The organism is Rhizobium sp. TBD182 (assembly GCF_001950375.1).
In the GTDB taxonomy this organism is placed as follows: domain Bacteria; phylum Pseudomonadota; class Alphaproteobacteria; order Rhizobiales; family Rhizobiaceae; genus Agrobacterium; species Agrobacterium tumefaciens.
Map to the genome: position 1 here is coordinate 182,644 of NZ_BDLN01000001.1, position 20,476 is coordinate 203,119.

Below are 20,476 nucleotides of genomic sequence, written 5' to 3' on the forward strand. Positions count from 1 at the left end.
TCTCGCGATAACCAATACGTCGGAAGTTGGGTTCAATAACAAAGCATCGTTTGCCGAGTTGGACATGTCTGAAGAAGGATCGACGGGCATGCCACCAAATGAATACTGCGATATTCACTTTTTGTTCTCGTCATCAATTTCCAGGCGCCTGAGCGCCTGGAAAAATTAGATTTTATGCTATCAAAGCCGTTGGCTCAGCTGCAACCGCTCGTCGCACCACAAGTATCGCACTTCTCACAAGTGCCGTTGCGCACCATCGTGAAGTTCTGGCATTCCGAGCACATGTTGCCGGTATAGCCTTGCGCGATCGAGCGCATGCGGCGTTCGTTTTCCTTCTTCTTGGCTTCCGCCTTGGCCGATGCCGCGTCGGCGGCGGCCTTGTCGGAGAAGAGGGCGGTGGCGGTCTGCTTGGCTTCCTGAACCACGTCGTCGATTACCTCTTCGGCAATCTCTTCCGCCAGTTCCTTGGCGCGTTCTTCATAATCGCGCTTGAAGGAGACGATTTCCGAGGTTGAGATCGCGACTGTCGGTTCCAGCTTGCGGGCGGCTGAGCCTGCAAAGGAAGTGACGTTGGCCGAGGCGCGGGCGGGGGCTGCCGTTGCCGAGCCCTTGGGTTCGGAAGCAGCACGTTCGCCTTCGTTGTTGGAAACCAGCGTCGGCTTGTAACCGCGTGTCCAGCCGGTGGAGAGCAGATTGGTCTTGCCTTCCTGGATACCCTTGCCGAGTGCGGTATTGGAGAAGTCAGAGGTATCGACATGGGCGAGGTCGTGGCGGCCGAGATAGGATACGGCGAGTTCGCGGAACACGTAGTCGAGGATCGACGTGGCGTTCTTGATCGCGTCGTTGCCCTGCACCATGCCGGCCGGCTCGAACTTGGTGAAGGTGAAGGCCTCCACATATTCTTCCAGCGGCACGCCATATTGCAGGCCAAGCGAAATGGCGATGGCGAAGTTATTCATCATCGCACGGAAGGCAGCGCCTTCCTTGTGCATGTCGATGAAGATTTCGCCGATGCGGCCGTCACCGAATTCGCCGGTGCGCAGATAGACCTTGTGACCGCCGACCGTTGCCTTCTGGGTGTAACCCTGACGGCGGTTCGGCAGCTTTTCACGCTCGCGCGATACCCGCTCGATGACGCGCTCGACGATCTTTTCGGTGATCGTCACGGCCTGCTGGGCGAGCGGCTGCTGGATCAGTTCTTCAACGAAGTCTTCGTCGTCCTCATCTTCCACCAGCGAAGCGTTGAGCGGCTGGGAAAGCTTGGAGCCATCGCGGTAAAGGGCGTTGGCCTTGAGCGCCAGCTTCCAGGACAGCATGTAGGCCGCGCCGCAATCTTCCACGGTTGCATCATTCGGCATGTTGATCGTCTTGGAGATCGCACCCGAAATGAACGGCTGTGCTGCCGCCATCATGCGGATATGCGATTCGACCGAGAGATAACGCTTGCCGATCTTGCCGCAGGGGTTGGCGCAATCGAATACGGCCAAGTGCTCGTTCTTGAGGAACGGTGCGCCTTCCAGTGTCATCGCACCGCAGACGTGCACGTTGGCCGCTTCGATGTCCTTTTTGCTGAAGCCGAGGTGCTCCAGCAGGTTGAAGCTCATGTCGGACAACTGCTCGTCGGAAACCTTGAGCGTGCCCTTGAGGAAATCGGCGCCCAGCGTCCACTGGTTGAAGACGAACTTGATGTCGAAGGCGCTTTTCAGCGCGCCGTTGACGGCTTCGATCTTCTCATCGGTGAAGCCCTTGGCCTTCAGCGACGAGGGATTGATGGCAGGTGCCTGGTTGAGATTGCCGTGGCCAACGGCATAGGCTTCGATTTCGGCGATCTGGCTTTCCGAATAACCGAGCGAACGCAGGGATTCCGGCACGGCGCGGTTGATGATCTTGAAGTAGCCGCCGCCGGCGAGCTTCTTGAATTTCACCAGCGCGAAGTCCGGCTCGATGCCGGTCGTGTCGCAATCCATCACGAGACCGATCGTACCTGTCGGCGCGATGACGGTGGTCTGGGCGTTGCGGTAGCCGTGCTTTTCGCCAAGCTCCAGCGCCTTGTCCCAGGCAGCCGTGGCGTGGGCGACAAGGTCCTGATCCGTGCAATCGGAATGGATGAGGGCAACCGGGTTCACCGACAGGCCTTCATAACCGTAGGAAAGGCCATGGGCGGCGCGGCGGTGGTTGCGGATGACGCGCAGCATGTTGTCGCGGTTCGGCGCAAAGCCCGGGAAGGGGCCAAGCTCGCCAGCCATTTCAGCCGAGGTGGCATAGGAAACGCCGGTCATGATGGCGGTCAACGCACCGGCGATGGCGCGGCCTTCGTCGCTGTCATAGGGAATGCCCGACGACATCAGCAGGCCGCCGATATTGGCATAACCGAGGCCGAGCGTGCGGTATTCGTAGGAGCGTTCGGCAATCTGGCGCGAAGGGAACTGCGCCATCATGACCGAGACTTCGAGAACGACGGTCCACAGGCGAACCGCATGTTCGTAATCGGCGATGTCGATGCGCTTCGTTGCCTGATCCTTGAACTGAAGCAGGTTCAGCGAAGCAAGGTTGCAGGCCGTGTCGTCGAGGAACATATATTCCGAGCACGGGTTGGAAGCACGGATCGGGCCTTCGGCCGGCGAGGTGTGCCAGTCGTTCATGGTGGTGTTGAAGTGCAGGCCGGGGTCGGCCGATGCCCAGGCGGCGTGGGAGATCTTTTCCCAGAGGTCGCGGGCCTTCAGCGTCTTCATGACCTTGCCGTCCTTGCGGGCGGTCAGGTTCCAGTCACCGTCGTTTTCAACAGCGCGCAGGAAGTCATCCTTCAGCGATACGGAGTTGTTGGAATTCTGGCCTGAAACCGTGAGGTAGGCTTCGGAATCCCAATCCGTGTCGTAGGTCTTGAACTGGATGTCCTTGTAACCCTGCTGCGCGAACTGGATGACGCGCTTGACGTAGTTTTCCGGCACCATGTCCTTCTTGGCAGCGCGGATTTCGCGCTTCAGGGCAGGGTTCTTGGCCGGGTCGAAGCAATCGCCGTTATCTGCCTCGCAATTGACGCAGGCCTTCATGATTGCCTTGAGATGCTTGGCAACGATCTTGGAACCAGTGACGAGAGCGGCAACCTTCTGCTCCTCGTTCACCTTCCAGTCGATATAGGCTTCGATATCGGGATGGTCGGCATCAACGACGACCATCTTGGCCGCACGGCGGGTGGTGCCGCCGGACTTGATTGCGCCGGCTGCGCGGTCGCCGATCTTGAGGAAGCTCATCAGGCCGGAGGACTTGCCGCCGCCGGAAAGCTTTTCGCCTTCGCCGCGCAGGTAGGAGAAGTTGGAGCCGGTGCCGGAACCGTATTTGAACAGGCGCGCTTCACGCACCCACAGGTCCATGATGCCGCCTTCGTTGACCAGATCGTCTTCGACAGACTGGATGAAGCAGGCATGCGGCTGCGGATGTTCGTAAGAGGACTTGGACTTGGTCAGCTTGCCGGTGAAGGGGTCGACGTAGAAGTGGCCCTGGCCCGGGCCGTCGATGCCATAGGCCCAGTGCAGGCCGGTGTTGAACCATTGCGGGCTGTTGGGGGCTACACGCTGGGTCGCCAGCATATAGGCAAGCTCGTCGCGGAAGGCGAGTGCGTCTTCCTCGGTGGAGAAATATTTGCCCTTCCAGCCCCAGTAGGTCCAGGTGCCGGCCAGGCGGTCGAAAACCTGACGCGCATCGGTTTCGGAGCCATAACGCTCACCCTCGGGGAGGTCCTTCATGGCCTTCTCATCGGCAACCGAACGCCACAGGAAGGAAGGAACATCGTTTTCCTCAACCTTCTTAAGCACCTTCGGCACGCCGGCCTTGCGGAAGTATTTCTGCGCCAGAACGTCGGTCGCGACCTGGCTGAACTGCGCGGGAACGTCGATATCCGCCAGACGGAACACGATGGAACCGTCCGGGTTCTTGATTTCACTGACGGCCTTGCGGAATTCGATTTCCGCATAAGACGATTGGCCGGGCTTCGTGAAGCGGCGTTCGATGCGCATGGTTTCGTGTCCTCGTCCATTGGGCGCCCGGCAAAGGGCGCAAAAATTCGTTCCAGCCGTGCGAACTATGCGCGCAGCCGGTTTTTGCCGATCTGTAAGGGATGTTCATCCTTGGATGTGATCCCTGTATCTCGTGGCTTATTCGGCTGCAAGAGTCATGTGAGTACTAAATATAGTATCAACAGCTTCCTGCCGCCAGTCCCCGCGTCATGTTTTTGGCGGTATCCGCAAGGCACGCAAAATCCACCGGCGAACCGCCCCCTGATGGTCGGGACGCCCCTTCTGGACTTGCGAACTGAGATTGAAAGGAACCGGCCTCGTTACTTTCCGGTCCGTTGCCGCCGCAACATAACTGTCACTTTCCTCCTGCGGCATAGATTCGTCAAGCCATAGATTGAAACCGTTTTTTAACCACAAGATATTGTGTGCAGTGCCTGTGGAAAACGGGGATAGCAAAAGCGTTCAAAAAAATCAGTGACTTGGCGTGAGATTTTGAAGCTTGCGCGAGGCAGGTTTCCGCAGCGGAAAGCGAAAACCCCGCATTTCCGGGGTGCGGCATAAAGGCGACACTGCGGTTTTTCCGTGTTTTTTTGCCGTTACCAAAAAAGCATTTCCACACAAAAAAACCGCCCCGAAGGGACGGCTTTTCAGGCATGGTTTTGGGTTGCGACAGGCGATCAGCCGCGCGATCCCTTGGCGATCGGTTCCTGATAGGTGAAGCCCATGTCCCAGGGAAAATAAATCCAGGTGTCCTGGCTGACCTCGGTGACAAAGGTGTCAATGGTCGGCACGCCCTTCGGCTTGGCGTAAACGCAGGCAAAATGCGCCTTCGGCAACATTTCGCGCACTTCCAGTGCGGTCTTGCCGGTGTCGGTCAGATCGTCAACGACGAGCACGCCTTCGCCGCCGTCGGACATCAGTTCCGGCGCCACGCCCTTCAGGAGAACCGTGTCGCCCTGGTTGACGTAATCGTGGCGGGTGGCGATGCAGACCGTATCGATCAGGCGGATGTTCAGCTCGCGGGAAATGATCGCTGCCGGCACGAGACCGCCGCGGGTGATACAGACGATCGCCCGGAACTCCCGGCCAAGGCCGGCAAGACGCCACGCAAGCGCGCGGGCGTCGCGGTGAAACTGATCCCAGGTTACGGGAAAGGCTTTATCGGGAAGGGACATGTCGTCTACCATCTGGTCAAAATTGTCGATGGCTTTGGCTAATAGCCGCAAGACCTGCAAAAAGGCAAGCATTGCGCGCAGGCTCGTGCGGCTTCATCCACGGCTACCGGTGTTTAACGCGACAAAAGCGTCATCGCCGTCATGGAATCGAGCAGCGTGCGCGTCACGCCGCCGAACAGCAGTTCCCACCAGCGGGAATGGCCGTAGGCGCCCATGACCAGAAGGTCGATGCTGTGGTCTGACAGCCGGTTTTCGATGGCCGCCTGCGGCGAGATGCCGGCGATTTTTTCCTGCGAGGTTACCGTGACGTTGACGCCGTGGCGGGCGAGTGTTGCGGCCAGTTCGGTTCCGGCAAGTCCAGACGATTGCGTTTCGCTCTCGGCCTGATCGACGGAGAAGATCTCGACGCTCTCGGCTGCAATCAGGAAGGGCAGGGCATCGAAGGTGGCGCGTGTTGCCTCGCGGGAGCCGTTCCAGGCGATCAGTACACGCTTGACCGGTTTGGCAACCGTCAGCACATGCGGAACGAGAAGAACAGGGCGGCCGCTTTCATGGAGAAAGCCGTCTATATCCGAGCGGCTGTCGGAGAGTGCGGAGGAGTTGCTCTGGCGGGCGACGATGAGATCGGCGCAGCGCGCGCTATCGATTGCCGATGACGAGGCGTAACCCACCGAGGTTACAAAGCTTCGCCACTCATGCGAGATGCCATTGGCAGACAGCGTGTGTTCGAAGAGGTTTCCAACATCCGTGGTTTCCTTGTGCGCCACGTCCTGAAGCACCTGAACGGTAGCGGGGTCGGGAATTTCCATCGGCGCGACGAGCGGAACGGCGGCCAGCGTTTCCATGTGCAGGCCAATCACATGCGAGGAAAACTGGTTGGCAAGACTTACCACGAAATCGCCGAGCTTTTGCGTGTTCTCCACATTGTCGATCACTGCCAGTATCGTTTTGTAACCCATTTTTTAGCTCCTCGGTGACGCGTCGTTTTTGGGAGAGTGGCTGCCTTTGCCGGGTGCCACCTTGATTTTGGTCAATCCGCTTCGTCTCAGGCGGTTGCATCGCCCTTGCTGGCCGACAGTGTTTTTTCCTGACCAATGGTTTCGATCATCGTCGCCACTGCATCCGCCGCCGCTTTCAGGACGGTGGCATCACGGGCGCGCACGACGATCTCCGTCGAAAAGCGTTGTCCGTCATATTTCGGGTAGGAGCCGATGCTGGTTTCCGGGTGCGCTTTCTGGATTGCGGTCAGCGGCGTGCCGATGTCACCTTCGCCATAGGGAGAGCGCACCGACTGCGACATAACTTTCGCGCCGGTGCGCAGCGTTGGCATGACATTGTCCAGCATGGCCTGAAACACCTGCGGAACGCCGGCCATGACGTGGACGTTGCCGATGACGAAGCCGGGGGCGACCGAGACGGGATTGGCGATGTGGCTTGCCCCCCTTGGCATGCGGGCCATGCGCTTGCGCGCTTCGGTGAATTCCATCTCGCGCACACGGTACATGTCACCCAATATCCGCAAAGCCTCGGCATCGTGCTCGCAGGGCAGGCCGAAAGCCACGGATACCGCATCAGCGGTGATGTCGTCATGGGTCGGGCCGATGCCGCCGGAGGTGAAGACATAATCATAGCGGGCGCGCAGCGCATTCAGCGCCTCGACGATTGCGTGCTCCTCGTCGGCGACGATGCGCACTTCCTTCAGGTCTATTCCGGACATGGTGAGCACATCCGCGAGGTGCCCGATATTCTTGTCCTTGGTGCGTCCCGACAGCAATTCGTCGCCGATGGCGAGCATGGCGGCGGTCACGACGGATGGGGTGGGTGAGGGATTGGACATGGGGGTACTCGTCAGCTGTTTTGTCCGACGTTAGTCCGCCGCCCGGTGAATGCAAAGCGGTTTTGAAAAAATGTCTATCTGTGAAAGGTTGACGTTCCGGCGTTTCGTTCACTGATTGCGAACAGTGCGTATGCGGATGCACCGCTGGTGTGGGACCGGCCTCTGGGCTACCTTTGCATCACATGCTTGTAACGGGTCACCACTAATGATCATCGCGTTCTTAAAAAGGCTTCTGGCTGGTACGCCTGAGACGATTAACCCTAAGGATACAAAGAAAATGACAAAAGTTCTGGTGCTTTATTATTCATCTTACGGCCATATCGAGACGATGGCATATGCCGTTGCCGAAGGTGTGAAGTCTGCCGGCGCGGAAGTTGTCGTCAAGCGCGTTCCGGAACTGGTTCCTGAGGAAGTCGCCAAATCCTCGCACTTCAAGCTCGATCAGGCTGCCCCCATCGCGACTGTTGACGAACTGGCAGAATACGATGCCATCATCGTCGGCGCCGGCACCCGCTTCGGCACGGTTGCCTCACAGATGCGCAATTTCTGGGACCAGACCGGCGGTCTGTGGTTCGGCGGCAAGCTTGTCGGCAAGGTCGGCTCTGCCTTCACCTCGTCGGCCACGCAGCACGGCGGTCAGGAATCGACCATCCTTGGTTTCCTCCCCACCTTCCTGCACCACGGCATGGCCGTTGTCGGTCTGCCCTATGCCTTCCAGGGCCAGATGGGCGTCGATGAAATCAAGGGCGGCTCGCCTTATGGCGCCTCCACCATCACCGATGGCGACGGCTCGCGTCAGCCTTCCGCTATCGAACTGGAAGCCGCACGCTACCAAGGCGCACATGTCGCCAAGCTGGCCGCCAAGCTTTCTGCTTGAGCCTGCATTGCTGGAAAAAGAAATGCGGCCCGAAAGGCCGCATTTTCTTACTCCGGCATCTAACGTCGCCGGTACCGCAGGGAATGATTTTTAAGGCGGGTCAGATCGGCAGGTTGACCATGAAAAGGCAGCTTGCAATCACGACGCCGAGCATGGAAATTTCGAGAAAACCATTCAATCCGTCACGCATTTCAATCCTCCTTGTTGATCGAAGAGAGAACGGAAAAGATTTATCGCGGTTCCATAACAGCAGAATGAAATTTAGGAAATTTTAATGCCCTGCCGCTCCGCCACAATACGGAGTGCACATCGGGGCTTCAGCCGGTAACGACGAAGGCGACCACGAGGTGACCGAGAAGGCCGATGGCGAGGCAGGAGAGGAGAAATATGAACAGGGCTTTTTTCATGTTTCCAGAAGCTTCCATCTGTTTTTACCCTTTAAACCTGTTGTCCTGACTTCTTTCGCCTCAGGACGCCATTTTAATTCTCGACCATGGGTCTTGATGCCGTCATGCCTTGATGTCGAGGCCAGCCTCGATTGCGGCGGCGATGAAGGCCTTGCGCGCATCTTCCGGCTTTTTCCTGCCGGCATCGACGGCGGCGCAGACCAGCAACGCCGCGTCCAACGCATCGCCGTCCTCTATCGGCCAATCCTCGATCATGGCCCAGGACGCCGCCTGCGTGGTCTCGATGCTCGTATAGTCGCCCGGCGTTTCGAACGCGATCAGGACGGGTTTTTGCCAGCGCGTGTTCATCGCTCATCCGTGTTGGTTATCGTGCCCGGCTCTAAACCAAGCGGGCAGGATGCGCAATTGGTTTCGGTTGGCTTGCGGTGCGGTCAGTCGTCGCGTCCGAACAGCCAATCGCGAATGATGCGGCGGTCTATGAGTTCGAGCGAGCGATCGGGCGCAATGCGATAGGTTTCCACCGCCCTCGTGCTGCCGTCGATGCGGAACTCGTGGCTGAAGGTACTGCCGATCGGCGATTTCGTCAGCTTGGTGCGCGGCTGGCCCTTATAGGTGATGCTGCCGGGGATCGGTTCGACATAAGCGGCCGGGCCTGAGGTCGTGCAGCCCGCAAGTGTAAGCGCGATTGCGGCCAATGATACGAGCGTTTTCATCCTGTCCTCCGAAGTGCGTCTGCGAAAACGATATGGAGGCGCAACGGTTCCCCGCGAGTGACAAAGGGCAGAGCTATTCGCACCTGCTACTTGCGTCTCGGATTTTGAGTGTCGCGCGCGACCCAGCGGAAGAAAGCGTAGACGAGCAGGCCGAAGATGAAAAGCGGGATGAGGTTCGCAAAACCGGACATATGATTCTCATTTCTCCCTCCCGATCCGGGGTCTAACCGGAGAGAAAGAGGCAAGGCAAGCGTGGCGTGCAGCGCCGCAGGTAAAATGTCCGTGTGCCTGTTTGGGGAACGGTTTGCGTGCGGCGGGAAGATCGCCGGAGAAGAAGGAAACAGGTGAGACCTGGCGCACTGCCAGTGATACCAGGTCTCCCAGTCCCCCGCCAGTTTCAGGGAACGGGTGACTTGATTTAGTATGACGAACGGCACCCGATATACATAGACTGAGAAATTACCTCGAATAAATCGCTACCTTGGTCGATGACCAAGGGGCCGGAGCGTGGTGCGTCGCCAATCGCAGACGCCATGCGCGCGCACGACCCGCCGCGTTGTCCGCAAATGCCGTTTAACCCGTTGAATCGGCTGGAGATGCATTCGCGGCCCATGCCATAAGCGGATGGAGGAAACGGAACTTTTTGCATGTTTGGTCATTAAATACAGCGCATACCTATTATTCATGGAGGGCTAAACATGATCGGCACCATTCTCGTTATCCTCATCATTCTTTTCCTGATCGGTGCTTTGCCAAGCTGGGGTTACCACAACTACGGTTATGGTCCCTCGGGTGGCCTCGGACTGGTTCTGGTCATCGTCCTCGTTCTTGTTCTGCTGGGTCGCATCTGATCGATCCGCATTGAAGATACAGCAACTGCCCGCACCCGCGCAAAGCGCCGGCTGCGGGCATTGTTTCTTCTGGAATATGAGTGAGATACAAAAAATGACGGAATCCGAAGGGCTTAGGACATGGACGATTGGCCTTTGTTCATAGGATCGGAAAAAACAGCACATTCGGAACGAACCCTCTTGCGCGCATAATGGATTCGTTCTAAATGCCCGCCAACGCTCGAAATTCATGAGCGTGTGAGGCCTCGTGGCGGAGTGGTGACGCAGAGGACTGCAAATCCTTGTACCCCGGTTCAATTCCGGGCGAGGCCTCCAAAAATTTCACCGAATAGAACCTGTTTTTTTGAACCTTTGGCTAACCTTGCGGTCATCGGCCGCCCTTGCTGTTCTAAAAAATCCCCGCCATTTCGCTTTTTCCAGCACTTAGGGCTCACCGCGCTTGAAAGCGCAGGCTTGGGCAATTATGAGATTGTTTAAAGGCGAGGGGAGACCCGTGCCGTTTTGAGCTTTTGGGGCCGAGGCTTCCCGACCGGCATCCGCGAAATTGAGGCGATAACGATATGATGGATTTCGAAACCGCACGCGCCAACATGGTCGACAGCCAGTTGCGCACGACCGACGTGACGTCGCATTCTGTGCTGAAGGCGTTTTTGAGCGTGCCGCGCGAAGCTTTCGTGCCGGCGGGTGTGCGGCAGATTGCCTATGTGGACGAGGATCTGCAGATCTGTCCCGCCCGGGATGGTCGCCCGGCCCGTTACGTCATGAAGGCCTCGCCGCTGGCGAAGCTTTTGCAGCTTGCGGCGGTGACCAAGGAAGACGTGGTGCTGGAAGTCGGCGGCGGCGCCGGTTATACCGCGGCCATCCTGTCCCAGCTCGCCGGTTCGGTGGTTTCGCTCGAATGCGATGAAACGCTGGCAGCTGAGGCGACTGAGACGCTGGCCTCGCTCGGATATGACAATGTTGCTGTTGTCACCGGCGATCTCGAAAAGGGTTATGCGGGCGAAGCACCCTATGACCTGATTTTCATCAACGGCTCTGTCGATGAAGTGCCGGCGGCACTGACTGACCAGCTGCGCGATGGCGGACGTCTGGTCGTCGTTGTCGGATACGGTAACGCTGCCAAGGCAACCGTTTACCGTCGCGATGGCAACAGCACCTCGGCTGCAACCTCTTTCAACGCGTCGATCAAGCCTCTGCCCGGTTTTGCCAAGGCGGCCGAATTCGTTTTCTGATCTTTAAAAGCGATCATTGTTCTGGACGCCGTGGTGGACTTTCCGCCCCGGCGTTTATTTTTGCGGGTGCCGCACGGCAGACCCGCTTCGCCCATCAATTGCCCCAAAAGACCATTCTCACAAAGCTGTGCATCACGGCGAAACTTGTCGAATCAGTGATTTAGTTCCTGACTATGCTGCCCTAGACTAAGGGTGATTCGGGGTGTGCGTATTTCTACCCCTTTTCAGGCCATCGGCCCGAAAACCGGAAGCGATTTTCGACAGGAACGGTGTGCAGATTTAAAATGTTGGAGCGTCCTTTGGGCGTCCGTATGGACGCAAGGCGGTCTAGAGAGTGGAAACCGGGGATTGATATGGCTCAGCCAAGCGTAGCGCGTGAACCGTCCATGGAAGAGATCTTGGCGTCGATACGCCGGATCATCGAAAGCAATGAGACCGGGCCTACCGGTGCGTTTTCCGGGCAGTTGCCGCCTGTCTATGACGACGAAGACGATGGCGCAGGCGAAGCGTCCTTCGTGACCGAGGCCATCAGCCCGCCGGCGCGCGTTCCCCCCGCCGCAAACCAGGCATTTGGCGCAAGGCCGGTGCAGGATTTTTCCACGGCCGCCGAAAAGCAGACGCCAGAACAGCAGGAAATCTCGGCCGAAAAAAGCATGTCGCTTGCCGATGTTGCCGCGCGCGTTCGCGCTGCCGCCGACCGCAACGCTGCCATGGGGCCGCAGGCATTTGCCGCCCAGGCGCAGCGTGAGCCCGCGCAGGCAGCCCCGGCCGCTCATTCCTCCAGCGTACCGCAGCCCTCTGCTGCGCAACAGGTTGAACGCCCTGCGCCGCAGCGCCCGACGGATGTGCGGCCGCTGCTGGCGGCCGCTGCCGCGAGCACCAGTGAACAGCCGGCAGCTTTTGCCGCCGAGGATCGTGCTGCTGCTGCCGCTGTCGAGAGCGCAGCTTTCGAGAACCGCTTCGACCAGCTGACGCTGCGAGGTGCCATCGACACGCCTGTAGCCCAGGATCATTTCGAGATTTCGGTGCAGGAACCTGCTGTCCAGATGCCGTCATTCGATCTGGCCGAACCCAAGGAAGAGGGCGGTTTGTCGCTCAACCTCATTTCCGAGGCTGCCGGTGCGCAGATCGCCCGTTCCTTCAGCGAACTTGCGGAAATTTTCGATGGCGTCGAACGACGCTCGATCGAGGATATGGCCGCCGAAATGCTGCGTCCGATGCTGCAGGACTGGCTGGAAGACAATCTGCCGACCCTGGTGGAGCGTCTCGTGCGTGAGGAAATCGAACGTGTGGCGCGCGGCTCGCGCCGCTAGGCTCTGTTCGTCCGCATCTTGTAACATGCGCAAGATAATGAAACAGAGGCCGCTCCGGCACCGGGGCGGCTTTTTTGTTGAAGATGAAGGCGCTATGGGGTCATAGTCGCTGACGGGTCGGTTTCTGTTGACTCTCGACCATCCATCCTTATTTAAAAAAATCCACACAAGAACTCTAAAATTCAGGTCAGGAAATGCTCGAAAAGACCTACGATTCCGCATCCGTCGAACCGAAAATCGCCAAAGCCTGGGACGAGGCGAACGCTTTTCGTGCCGGCGCCAACGCCAAACCGGGCGCGGAAACCTTCACCATCGTCATCCCGCCGCCGAATGTTACCGGCTCCCTGCATATGGGCCATGCGCTCAACAACACGCTTCAGGACATATTGGTCCGCTTCGAGCGCATGCGCGGCAAGGACGTGTTGTGGCAGCCGGGCATGGACCATGCGGGCATCGCCACGCAGATGGTCGTCGAGCGCAAGCTGATGGAACAGCAGCTTCCGGGCCGCCGCGAAATGGGCCGTGAGGCCTTCGTGGACAAGGTCTGGGAATGGAAAGCCGAATCCGGCGGCTTGATCTTCAACCAGCTGAAACGTCTCGGCGCGTCCTGCGACTGGTCGCGTGAGCGCTTCACCATGGATGAGGGTCTGTCCGAGGCCGTTCTCGAGGTGTTCGTCACCCTTTACAAGCAGAACCTGATCTACAAGGACAAGCGCCTCGTCAACTGGGACCCGAAGCTGCAGACCGCGATTTCCGACATGGAAGTCGAACAGCTCGAAGTGAAGGGCAACCTTTGGCACTTCCGTTATCCGCTGGAAAAGGGTGTGACCTATCAGCACCCGATCGCATTTGACGAGGAGGGCAAGCCCACCGAGTTCGAAACGCGCGATTACATCGTTGTTGCTACCACGCGGCCAGAAACCATGCTCGGCGATACCGGTGTTGCGGTGAACCCGGAAGACGAGCGCTACAAGGGCATCATTGGCAAGCATGTCATCCTGCCGATCGTTGGCCGCAAGATCCCTATCGTTGCCGATGACTATGCCGATCCGACGGCTGGAACTGGCGCCGTGAAGATCACGCCTGCGCACGACTTCAACGATTTCGAGGTCGGCAAGCGTTGCGGTCTGCGCGCCATCAACGTCATGAATATCGATGGGACGATCTCCATCAAGGAGAACGAGGATTTCCTCGAGGGCCTCAATCATCCGGCGGCGCTGCACGGCGCATGGGACCGCCTGGAAGGACAGGATCGTTTCTTCGCCCGCAAGGTCATCGTCGAAATCTTCGAGGAAGCCGGCCTGCTCGACAAGATCGAGCCGCACAAGCACGTCGTGCCCCATGGCGACCGTGGCGGCGTGCCGATCGAGCCGCGCCTCACCGACCAGTGGTGGGTGGACAACAAGACGCTGGCTCAGCCGGCCATTGCCTCGGTTCGTGAAGGCCGCACCAATTTCGTGCCTAAGAACTGGGAAAACACTTATTTTCAGTGGATGGAGAACATCCAGCCCTGGTGTATCTCGCGGCAATTGTGGTGGGGACACCAGATTCCGGCATGGTACGGCCCTGACGGGCAGGTCTTCGTTGAAAAGACCGAGGAAGAGGCGCTTCAGGCCGCTATCCAGCATTATATTGCCCATGAAGGCCCGTGGAAGGCCTGGGTCGAGGAGAAGCTTGAAAACTTCAAGCCGGGTGAGATCCTGACCCGTGACGAAGACGTTCTCGATACTTGGTTCTCATCGGCGCTGTGGCCGTTCTCGACGCTCGGCTGGCCGGAAAAGACACCGGAACTGGCGCGGTATTATCCGACCAATGTGCTTGTCACCGGTTTCGACATCATCCCGTTCTGGGTCGTCCGCATGATGCAGATGGGTCTGCATTTCATGAAGGACGATGCCGGCAATCCGGTCGAGCCGTTCAGCACCGTCTACATCCATGCGCTGGTTCGCGACAAGAACGGCCAGAAGATGTCCAAGTCCAAGGGCAACGTCATCGATCCCCTGGAACTGATCGACGAATACGGTGCGGATGCGCTGCGCTTCACACTCGCCATCATGGCGGCGCAGGGTCGTGACGTGAAACTCGATCCGGCACGTATCGCCGGTTATCGCAACTTCGGCACGAAGCTCTGGAACGCCACGCGTTTTGCCGAAATGAACGGTGTAAAGCGCGATCCGCATTTCCTGGCCGAAACAGCATCGCTGACGATAAACCGGTGGATCCTGACCGAGCTTGCCAACACCGCGCGCGATGTGACGGCGGCTCTTGAGAACTTCCGGTTCAACGATGCATCCGGCATCCTCTACCGTTTCGTCTGGAACCAGTTCTGCGACTGGTACCTGGAACTGCTCAAGCCCGTGTTCGGTGGCGAGGATGAGGCGGCAAAGGCGGAATCGCAGGCCTGCGCGGCCTATGTTCTGGATGAGATCTACAAGCTCCTGCATCCCTTCATGCCTTTCATGACGGAAGAGCTGTGGGCGCATACGGCGGGCGAGGGCGAGGAGCGGGCTGATCTTCTCTGCCTTACCGACTGGCCGTCTCCGGAATTCCGCGACGATGCTGCGGCTGCGGAAATCAACTGGCTGATCGATCTGGTTTCGGGCATCCGCTCGACGCGTGCCGAGATGAACGTGCCGCCGGGCGCCACCGCATCGCTGGTGGTGGTCGGTGCCAATACATCGACAGAAGCGCGGCTGGACCGCCATGCCGCCGCCATCCGGCGCCTGGCGCGTGCCGATGAAATCCGTGGTGCCGATGTGGCGCCAAAAGGTTCCGCGCAGATCATCATCGGTGAGGCCACCGTCTGCCTGCCGCTCGGCAACCTCGTCGATCTCGCGGCCGAAAAGGCCCGTCTCGAAAAGGCGATCGGCAAGGTGGATGCGGAAATGGAACGCATCGACAAGAAGCTGTCGAACGAAAAATTCGTGGCCAATGCCGATCCGGAGGTTGTGGCCGCCGAGCGCGACCGCAAGGCGGAACTGGAAGTTCAGCTGACAAGTCTTCGAACCGCCCTGCAGCGGGTCAGCGAAGCAGGATAAGGTTCCTGTTGCGTGTAAAATCAAAACGCCCCGTGAAAACGGGGCGTTTTGCGTTCTGTAAGGGCCGGCTCAATTCATTGCTGCGTTGCAATGGCGAATCATGCACTGCGTGACAGCGCGATTATTTCTGCCGCGAGGCGCACAAAACCGCGCGGGAAGACGAAAAAGATCAATAAAAACGGCCTGATAAGCGATTTTCTTCGGAAACGTCCAACTGTGGTTATTTGGCGACATTTCCGGTGCGGATTGGGAGTTTGTTTCGTTTTGTGTCGTTTTTTCTAATTGGATTAGAATAATAGCCTAAAATGATTATGTAAGATGCCAAACATCAAAAACTTACGTAAAAAAATGGCCATCCGGTGGCAACCGCGCCGCGCCACGGCAGATTGTCATTTGCCGCAAAGCATTTCACTCTCTCAATGATCACATTGCCTTGATTGGGGAGAGAGATGGCAAAAACTGCATTTTTTCGCGGCGCAGTATGTTTCGTAGCCAGCATCGCGGCGGTCACGCCTTCACTGGCGGGCGGCCTCGAGCGCGGTGGCTACAATATTGACCTGCTGTTCGACCCGTCCGACTATGTTCTCGACAGTTCCGCTACATTCGTTGCGCCACAGCGCAAGGTTGAGAATGCGCGTGACAATCCGCTGAAGAGCGGTCCGCTGCCTGCGACTTGGTCAAGGAGCGCAGATGACTCTGAAAACTTCTGGTCGACCCGCATCGGCGCCAAGGCGGCAATCGGCGATTTCGGCGACTGCATGTTCGATTATTCGCAGCCTTGGGGCGCGCACCTCAATCCCGGCATCTGGCAGGGATCGAGCTACAATATCGAAACCAAGGTAAAGTCGCACAATTACGCCACCACCTGCCGTGTGAAGTTTGATCTTGGCAAGGGCGACTTTTCAATTATCGGCGGCGGCTTTTACCAGGAGATCAGCGGTTATAAATACCGTCAGGTTCTTGGGCCAGCTGTTCTTGGCCTCAATCCGGCCTGGTCCAGCTTTAGCGGCGTCGGCAAACTTGAGATGGAAGGGGACGGTTGGGGTTGGCGCGCCGGCGTTGCCTACGAAATCCCCGAGGTCGCCTTCCGGGCGAGCCTTGTTTATAACAGCGCCGTCGATCATGACCTGACCGGTTTCGCCGACGTCAGAGGAGTTCCGCAGACGCCGCCGTCCATCTCTCCGACGCTGGCGAAATACGGCGGCAAGCTGGTGCCGATCTATGGCTCCGTTTCGATGCCAGACAGCATCGAACTGAAGGTGCAATCCGGCATAGCGCCGGACTGGCTGGCTTTCGGTTCGGTGAAGTGGACTGACTGGAGCCAGATTCAGGTCATTCCTTTCTGCGCGGTAGGGACGTCCCCCTGCGTTCCGAGCGGCGCTGACACGCTGAACACTCTAGACCTGTTTTATCGTGATGGCTGGACGATTTCCGGCGGCGTTGGTCACAAGTTCAACGAGCAGTGGAGCGGTGCTGTGAGCCTGACCTGGGATCGCGGTACATCGACTGTTATCGGAACCCAGACCGACACCTGGACGCTGGGCACGCAGATCGTCTACTCGCCGAACAAGAATATCGAGTTCAAGGTTGCCGGTGCTCTCGGCCTCCTGACCTCCGGTAGCTCATCCATCAACGGTGGACCTTGCGGTGCGGGCTTCACCTGCGGCAATGAGGCGGGCTACGACTTCGGCAACGATCTCGTGGCTGCGATCTCTACGGGCGTCAAGGTCAAGTTCTGACACCATTCGCCACACCTGAACGAAAAGAAAGGTCCGGTTTACCAACCGGACCTTTTTTCATTCCCGACTATGATTCCTGCTCGATAAAAATTTCTAGCCCGAAAGTTTTGTGACGATTTGGCAACACTTTTCTGCAAGCGTGGTGCCGCGTTGGAATGTGGGCATATCTGTCCATTTCCCGCCACAAACAAGGTGCTTGGCTTCTGTTTATGGACGCGGGGATGGAAGAACATGCAGGCGTTTGATGTGGGCCTGCGGAGTTGCGAAGAGTGAAAACGGGTTTGGATTCAGGGTTTAAGCAAGTAATACGGGAATTTGATCCGGGTTTCTTGTTTGGCGCTGACCGGCAGGCGGTCAAACGCCGTTATATTGCCGGAAATTATGCCTATATCTGTCTCACTGAAAATTTGGAGCAATTACCGCATATGACCACCGGCAGTGCGCTGGAAAGTGCTGCCGGAAAGACGCAGTGTGTTCGAAAAATCGCGACCCGGCGGGGTTCAGCTTTGCAGTATTCCGCAAGTATTGGCTATATGCCGGGAAGAGTGAGAGAAGTTCGCCTAAATGCTGAAATGTGAAGCACATGTTCTAAAGCCGCTCATCATGAGCCTTTTGCTTGCGTCGCTCGCAATGCCGGTGCTGGCTTTTGACATCAACGCAGGCGTTACCAAGGAATCCGGGCCCTTCGACCTGTTCAAGTTCGGCTTCAAGGCCTACAAGAACGGTAACAAGGACGAAGCCGTCGAGGCCTATCGCTATGCGGCCGAAAAGGGCCATACCGGCTCGCGCTGGGCGCTTGCCAATATGTATGCCTTCGGCGATGGCGTTGCCAAGAACGACTTCGAAGCTTTCAAGATTTACAGCGAAATTGCCAGCCAGGGCGTCGAGCCGGGCTCCGAGGATACCGGCTTCTTCGTCAACGCGCTGCTTTCTCTTGCTGATTATTACCGCCACGGCATTCCCGGCACTCCGGTAAAGATGGACCTGTCGCAGGCCCGCCAGCTCTATTTTCAGGTGGCTTCCACCTTTGGCGTGGCTGAGGCCCAGTTCCGTCTGGCGGAAATGATCCTTGCGGGTGAGGGCGGCCGGGCGGATGTGCAGCAGGCCAAGAAGTGGCTCAATCAGGCACGCAAGCACGGCCACGCCGGCGCCATGTCGATTTTCGGTAATCTGCTTTTCCAGGAAGGTCAGACGACGCAGGGGCTCGCCTTCATGACGGCCGCGCTCGACAAATGCACGGCGGTGGATTGCACCTGGATCCAGACCCTTCAGGAACAGGCTTTTTCGCTCGCGGGTGAAAACGATCGCCGCGCGGCTATCGCGCTGGCGCAGAACATGCAGATCGACGATCCGAACTGACAATTATGTCTATTGTGGCTGAGGCGACTTAGAGCGCGTCCTGTTTAAACGGGCTCATTTGCCGTGCTCTAACTCTTTGTTTCGGCTTACTTTTACCGGAAATTCTCTAACTCGCCCGGCGCGCCGTTCAATTGATCGGCGTAAAATTGAAATAACCGCAGACCGGTACGTGGTCTGACGGTTTTTCCCAGGCCCGCACATGTTTTTCGATGCTCACCGATTCCAGCCTGTCGGCCGCTTCCGCCGACAGCATCAGGTGATCGATTCGGATGCCGTTATTCTTAGGCCATGCGCCAGCCTGATAATCCCAGAAGGAATAAAGTCCGGGTTCATCCGTCGTCGCGCGTGCGGCATCGGTAAAGCCGAGATTTTCCAGCCTGCGGAATGCCGAGCGTGTCTTGGGCAGGAACAGCGCATCGCCAGCCCAGACCCGCGGATCGTGGCAATCGAAGGGTTCGGGGATGACGTTGTAGTCACCCGCCAGAATAAGCGGCTCCTCAAGAGCAAGGCGATCTTCGGCAAAGCGGCGCAACCGCTCCATCCATGCGAGCTTGTAGGGATATTTGACCGGATCGTCAGGCGGATTGCCGTTCGGCAGATAGAGCGAGCAGACCCGGATCGCACCGCCATCAACGGAGAACACGCCCTCGATGAAGCGCGCCTGTTCATCGGCATCGTCGCCCGGCAGGCCGCGATTTATCTCGTCGGGCTTCATCTTCGACAGAAGGGCGACGCCGTTGAAACCCTTCTGGCCATGGGTCTCGACGTGATAGCCGAGCGCTTCCAGCTCAAGGCGGGGAAAGCCTTCGTCAATCGACTTGATTTCCTGAAGGCAAACGATGTCGGGCGATGAATCCTTCAACCACTGGCAGAGGTTTTCGATACGCGCCTTGACGCCGTTGATGTTCCAGGTGGCAATCTTCATCGGAGTTTCCCTTTTGTGAGGTTACTTTTACCCGATGCAAAAGCGATTGCCACCGTTTTTGGAAACGGCGGGTGAGGATCTGGTGGATAGAAGCCGGGGGCAGGGTAGATCAACAGCTATGGATGCACCGCAGCTCCCCAAACCCTCATTCCTGTGGCGAGCACAGGAATGAGGGCGGAGAAAAAGGCGTGAATAATCTCAAGCTTGGCGCTTGATATCACCATCAAATAGAAAAGCTGGTGCCGCAGCCGCAGCTTGCGACCGCGTTCGGGTTCTTGATCTGGAAGGACTGGCCGAGCAGATTGTCGACGAAGTCGATTTCAGAGCCGGCCATATAGACAACCGACAGGCTGTCGATCAGCACCTTGGCGTCTCCGCGCGCAATCACGATGTCGTCATCGGCGGGGTCTTCCGCCAGGTCGAACTTGTAGGAGAAGCCCGAGCAGCCGCCGCCTTCCACCGAAACACGCAGAGCCTGCTTGCCCGCATCCGCTGCGACGATCTGGGCGATTCGCTTCGCTGCGGCTTCCGAAAGTGTAATGTCGCTGTTTTCCATGTCGTTCCTCGTGCCGGGGTCAAGAACCGGAGAGCAATAGATTTGTCGCCACCATTATAAACCAGTCAAATAAACGGTCTATAGCGATGTCCGCAACGGCCTTTGCAGCGATGATGCTTTGCGCCGACCTTTGCGATAGGTATGAAGGGTGGATGAAAAGGTCAATGGTCAAAGGCCATGGACTTCGGGTCAAAGGAAGTCCCGGCCAGAGAACAGTACAGGTGGATGAATGATTATAGACCAGCGCGCATTGGGTTTCGGAAGTGGCGAGAGGGCGGTTTTCGCCTCTGATCCCTGGACCACGCGCGGGCGTCTTTTTGCCGAGGAGGGTAGCCTGACGCGCTCGGAGTTCCAGCGCGACCGGGACCGCATCGTCCACACCACGGCCTTTCGCCGGCTTAAACACAAGACGCAGGTTTTCATCAGCCCTGACGGCGACCA

17 protein-coding genes, 1 tRNA gene and 1 pseudogene are annotated in these 20,476 nt (G+C 58.0%); 10 read left to right on the top strand and 9 right to left on the bottom strand.

All coding sequences use genetic code 11. The annotated features are described in order from the left end of the window. Positions 1–194: 194 nt before the first annotated feature. The 5 genes from T18_RS01010 to T18_RS01030 all read right to left on the bottom strand — a co-directional run bounded on the left by T18_RS01010 (position 195) and on the right by T18_RS01030 (position 7,025). Positions 195–4,013: a vitamin B12-dependent ribonucleotide reductase gene (locus T18_RS01010; RefSeq protein WP_013636294.1), complete on the bottom strand. Its 3,819-nt coding sequence runs from the start codon at positions 4,011–4,013 to the stop codon at positions 195–197. A 382-nt stretch (positions 4,014–4,395) separates the two neighbouring features. After that, a complete protein-coding gene (locus T18_RS26930) occupies positions 4,396–4,668 on the bottom strand; it encodes a hypothetical protein (RefSeq protein ID WP_158319036.1) in 273 nt (90 codons plus the stop codon). Positions 4,669–4,690: 22 nt separating this feature from the next. After that, positions 4,691–5,188: a xanthine phosphoribosyltransferase gene (gene gpt / locus T18_RS01020; RefSeq protein ID WP_003515641.1), complete on the bottom strand. Its 498-nt coding sequence runs from the start codon at positions 5,186–5,188 to the stop codon at positions 4,691–4,693. 113 nt (positions 5,189–5,301) lie between these two features. Then, the gene (locus tag T18_RS01025; protein ID WP_003515639.1) at positions 5,302–6,147 is read right to left on the bottom strand and encodes a universal stress protein; all 846 of its coding nucleotides are present in this window, start codon (positions 6,145–6,147) and stop codon (positions 5,302–5,304) included. 86 nt (positions 6,148–6,233) lie between these two features. Further along, on the bottom strand, positions 6,234–7,025 hold the full coding sequence (locus T18_RS01030) for a competence/damage-inducible protein A (RefSeq protein ID WP_013636292.1): 792 nt from the start codon (positions 7,023–7,025) through the stop codon (positions 6,234–6,236). Between the two features lie 277 nt (positions 7,026–7,302). Here T18_RS01030 and wrbA point away from each other — a divergent pair, with 277 nt between their 5' ends. Then, positions 7,303–7,902, top strand: a complete 600-nt coding sequence (gene wrbA, locus T18_RS01035) for an NAD(P)H:quinone oxidoreductase type IV (RefSeq protein ID WP_019566148.1) — start codon at positions 7,303–7,305, stop codon at positions 7,900–7,902. 509 nt (positions 7,903–8,411) lie between these two features. On the opposite strand, the gene T18_RS01045 is transcribed toward wrbA, so the two are convergent. Then, complete coding sequence (locus T18_RS01045; protein WP_003515635.1) at positions 8,412–8,657, bottom strand: DUF982 domain-containing protein; 246 nt, start codon at positions 8,655–8,657, stop codon at positions 8,412–8,414. 83 nt (positions 8,658–8,740) lie between these two features. Further along, the gene (locus T18_RS01050) at positions 8,741–9,022 is read right to left on the bottom strand and encodes a hypothetical protein (protein WP_003515633.1); all 282 of its coding nucleotides are present in this window, start codon (positions 9,020–9,022) and stop codon (positions 8,741–8,743) included. 698 nt (positions 9,023–9,720) lie between these two features. On the opposite strand from T18_RS01050, the gene T18_RS01055 reads away from it, so the two are divergent. From T18_RS01055 to exoR, 8 genes are all read left to right on the top strand, one after another. Continuing rightward, complete coding sequence (locus tag T18_RS01055) at positions 9,721–9,873, top strand: DUF3309 family protein (RefSeq protein ID WP_003515628.1); 153 nt, start codon at positions 9,721–9,723, stop codon at positions 9,871–9,873. 241 nt (positions 9,874–10,114) lie between these two features. Then, positions 10,115–10,188, top strand: a tRNA-Cys gene (locus tag T18_RS01060). Between the two features lie 245 nt (positions 10,189–10,433). Next, a complete protein-coding gene (locus T18_RS01065; RefSeq protein ID WP_038491243.1) occupies positions 10,434–11,105 on the top strand; it encodes a protein-L-isoaspartate O-methyltransferase family protein in 672 nt (223 codons plus the stop codon). Positions 11,106–11,458: 353 nt separating this feature from the next. After that, on the top strand, positions 11,459–12,418 hold the full coding sequence (popZ, locus tag T18_RS01070; RefSeq protein ID WP_038491240.1) for a cell division protein PopZ: 960 nt from the start codon (positions 11,459–11,461) through the stop codon (positions 12,416–12,418). A gap of 194 nt (positions 12,419–12,612) precedes the next feature. Next, positions 12,613–15,456 (top strand): valine--tRNA ligase, encoded by a 2,844-nt coding sequence (locus T18_RS01075; RefSeq protein ID WP_038491237.1) that lies wholly within the window; start codon positions 12,613–12,615, stop codon positions 15,454–15,456. Positions 15,457–15,905: 449 nt separating this feature from the next. After that, a complete protein-coding gene (locus T18_RS01080; RefSeq protein ID WP_003515621.1) occupies positions 15,906–17,195 on the top strand; it encodes an outer membrane protein transport protein in 1,290 nt (429 codons plus the stop codon). Positions 17,196–17,464: 269 nt separating this feature from the next. Next, positions 17,465–17,773 (top strand): hypothetical protein, encoded by a 309-nt coding sequence (locus tag T18_RS01085; protein ID WP_233283652.1) that lies wholly within the window; start codon positions 17,465–17,467, stop codon positions 17,771–17,773. Further along, a complete protein-coding gene (exoR, locus tag T18_RS01090; RefSeq protein ID WP_003515620.1) occupies positions 17,760–18,554 on the top strand; it encodes an exopolysaccharide production regulator ExoR in 795 nt (264 codons plus the stop codon). The genes T18_RS01085 and exoR overlap by 14 nt, the downstream gene beginning before the upstream one ends. Positions 18,555–18,681: 127 nt before the next feature. On the opposite strand, the gene xth is transcribed toward exoR, so the two are convergent. Continuing rightward, entirely contained in the window at positions 18,682–19,479 is a 798-nt protein-coding gene (xth, locus tag T18_RS01095) for an exodeoxyribonuclease III (protein ID WP_038491234.1), read from the bottom strand. 223 nt (positions 19,480–19,702) lie between these two features. After that, the gene (gene erpA / locus T18_RS01100; protein ID WP_003515615.1) at positions 19,703–20,035 is read right to left on the bottom strand and encodes an iron-sulfur cluster insertion protein ErpA; all 333 of its coding nucleotides are present in this window, start codon (positions 20,033–20,035) and stop codon (positions 19,703–19,705) included. Positions 20,036–20,264: 229 nt separating this feature from the next. On the opposite strand from erpA, the pseudogene T18_RS27410 reads away from it, so the two are divergent. Beyond that, positions 20,265–20,476, top strand: a pseudogene (locus tag T18_RS27410) (deoxyguanosinetriphosphate triphosphohydrolase); the annotation flags it as partial.